This window comes from Bacillus sp. GMs2/2, assembly GCF_050172095.1.
GTDB classification, from domain to species: Bacteria; Bacillota; Bacilli; order Bacillales; family Bacillaceae_G; genus Bacillus_A; species Bacillus_A cereus.
The window spans coordinates 1-3121 of sequence record NZ_JBNLYE010000426.1 but is presented as its reverse complement, the minus strand read 5'-3'; the positions used below and the strand labels follow the sequence as shown (position 1 = coordinate 3121).

Below are 3121 nucleotides of genomic sequence, written 5' to 3'. Positions count from 1 at the left end.
CCTTTTTTTCTATATTGGTTTGGGGAACAACACTAAAGTTTTATAGAGGCTTTAATTATTCAGAGGGATTTAAATTATCTATAGGTAACTTTTTGAAGATTGGTAGTGGGGCTTTCTTTGTTATAGTGTGTCTATCATTAATGCTAATTTCCATTGCATTAAAGTTAATTAGGATGAATAAGGATCCTTTAGGAAAAGGATATTTACCTCAAATAGATAAAATTTGTGACGTAGATTATTTAGTTGGGAATAAAGCTGATATTATGGAATTTTTCTCTTTAAATTTTCCAATTTTGGAGGTTTATAAAAATCCTGCTTCCAGCATTGTTGAACATGAGGTAACATTTACTTTACCTATAACAGTTTCTAATTTTCGATTTGTGATAAAGTTATATCAAAGTGAAGATAGAAAGGGAATTTTAACTTGTTTTGGGAATTTAGCAAATCAAATGGATAAAACAGAGGTTGGAGAATCCTACACATGTATAGTCACTAATAAATTAAAAGAGGAAATATATCATACAATAAATGAAAAAGATTGTTATGGAATATTAAAGATATATGATAAAGAAAAAAATGTGGTAGCTAAATATACACTGAAGAAACGATTAGAAACGGAATTTAATTTTCACTTTGAAATGGATAAAAAACTATTAGCTAATTTCGATGGTAGCAAAGATCGAGACTATGGATTAATTGAGAGTATACAATGTCATAATGGAAAATTAGTAAATTACCAGTTAGAGATGTAATTTAAAGAGTAACATATAAAATATTAAGGATAAGAAGTTGAATTAAAGAGAAGCACTCTGACGAGTGCTTTTTCTTGTGTGCCAGGCATGGCAACTGTCTAGGTGGTGAAAGTCCACTGTGGGGGTACACATCGACCAACCACTAAGGAAGCGCAAGGTATTTACCGTGAGGTGAGGGCTGAAGGAAGCGTGGAATAAAATCTTGGCTCGACGAACAGAAATCTGATACGAAGGCTCTATAAAGGGATAAGACTCCAATTCAAGTTAAAGTCCAAATAGATGTGCGTAACTTTGTAGAGTAAATCAGGCGAGTAAAAGAGGAAAGATAGTTGTCTTACCCTGGGAGATCTTGCGGATGTACTAACAGTACAGTCGAAAATGGTTAGCCGCAAGAAGTCAGCCGAGGCCATAGTAGTGAATTCAATTCATGAAGGGCTGAACAGTTTATAGTGTTTCAATACCACGAATGCGTAAGTAATAAACTCCGAATGTGTTAATGGTGAAAGTATGAGCGTATCTCAAAGGATAACCAAAATGGGAGACATTACTTACTACGTGAGAGGAAAGGCGAAACGAGTGTGGAACTTCTGGAAACAATTCTAAGTAATCAAAATATGAATAAAGCCTACTTACGCGTTTATAAAAATAAAGGTGCAAGTGGAGTTGATGGTGTAACAGTCGACGAACTTAAACGATATCTGAAAGAAAACAAGGACGAGCTACGTCAGCGCATTAGAACAAGAAAATACCAACCACAAGCTGCCTTAAGAGTGGAAATCCCAAAAGAAAATGGCAAGATGCGCAAGCTGGGAATACCAACAGTAGTGGATAGAGTAGTTCAACAAGCCATTCATCAAATACTAAGTCCTATATTTGAGAAGCAGTTCAGTGAATTCAGTTATGGTTTTAGACCAAAAAGAAGCTGTGAGATGGCAATCGTTAAAAGCTTGGAATTTCTAAATGATGGATATGATTGGATAGTGGATATTGATTTGGAAAGATTCTTTGATACAGTTCATCACGATAAGTTAATGCGAATTATATCTAATACAATATATGACGGAGACGTCATTTCCCTCATAAGAAAGTTTTTAGTCAGTGGGGTTATGGTGAATGGAAAGTATAAAGAAACACCGGTCGGAACTCCGCAAGGAGGCAATCTAAGCCCTTTACTGAGTAACATTATGTTAAACGAACTCGATAAGGAACTCGAGAGTAGAGGACTTCAATTTGTGAGATACGCCGACGACGCTCTTATCTTTGTGAAAAGCGAGAAAGCGGCGAGTAGAGTGATGAAATCAATTGTGAGATTTATAGAAAAGAACCTAGGTTTGATAGTCAATACAGAAAAGAGTAAAATCTCTCGTCCGGAAGATTTAAAATTTTTAGGATTTGGATATTATTATAACCCTAAGGATGAGAGGTATCAAACGAAACCACACCCGATCTCAGTACAGAAATTCCAAAGAAAGCTTCGACAACTGACAAAACGAAACTGGAGCGTTCCGTTAGACTATCGAATATTGAAACTAAAACAAGTTATTTTTGGATGGGTAAATTACTTCAGGAGTGCAAATATGAAAGGAGTTATGAAGCAAGTAGATAAGAAGCTCCGCTCCAGAATTAGAGTGATTATTTGGAAGCAATGGAAAATACCGAAGAAACAAATCAAATCGCTTGTTCAATTAGGGATTCCGGAGGAAGAAGCGAAGGGATTAACCTACTGTCGAAAGGGCTACCGATACATAGGATTATCGAAAGTCGTTCAAAGAGCCATCTCAAACCAAAGACTAAAGAAGAGGGGCCTCCCTTCTTCTCTAGAACGCTATCTAAAAGTTCGCACTGTAATATAAACTGAACCGCCGTATACGGAACCGTATGTACGGTGGTGTGAGAGGGGCGAGAATAAATTATTTTATTTTCCCTCTACTCGTTTTTTAATTGAGGGATTATGATTTTTAGTAGCGTATGATAAAATATTCTTAAAATTATTATTTTTTGATAGAGGAGTGATTGATTGTTTCAAGACTTAACGAGAAGTCGGTTATACGGTCTATGTCCTAAAGGAATAGATACTCCATTTGTAGAATCTTTATTGAGCTATCTTATTAGATTAGCGGAAGTGCATGCTGTTCATTTGGGAGATTTACTAGCTTACGAAATAGCACCAATATTGGAGAAACAATATTTGTTAAATAGTATCGAGAGAGGAGGAAATCGTTTTTATGATGGGGCTAGGACAATTAATGGTATTGGAAAGAATGCCGAAGATATGATAACTACTTTGGAGTATCTTACAGGTATAAAAAAATTAGAGAAGTTGACTCTTTCAAAATTTAAAGAAGTGTTCATTGTTAGGAATTTAATAA

2 protein-coding genes and 1 pseudogene are annotated in these 3121 nt (G+C 35.4%); all 3 read left to right on the top strand.

Annotated elements, in window-relative coordinates; genetic code table 11:
* On the top strand, positions 1-752 hold a 752-nt coding region (locus tag ACQGS6_RS25505; protein ID WP_426965809.1), incomplete at its 5' end, for a hypothetical protein.
* Positions 753-1330: 578 nt separating this feature from the next.
* The gene (gene ltrA, locus ACQGS6_RS25500; RefSeq protein WP_098398674.1) at positions 1331-2605 is read left to right on the top strand and encodes a group II intron reverse transcriptase/maturase; all 1275 of its coding nucleotides are present in this window, start codon (positions 1331-1333) and stop codon (positions 2603-2605) included.
* Between the two features lie 164 nt (positions 2606-2769).
* Positions 2770-3121, top strand: a pseudogene (locus ACQGS6_RS25495) (TniQ family protein); the annotation flags it as partial.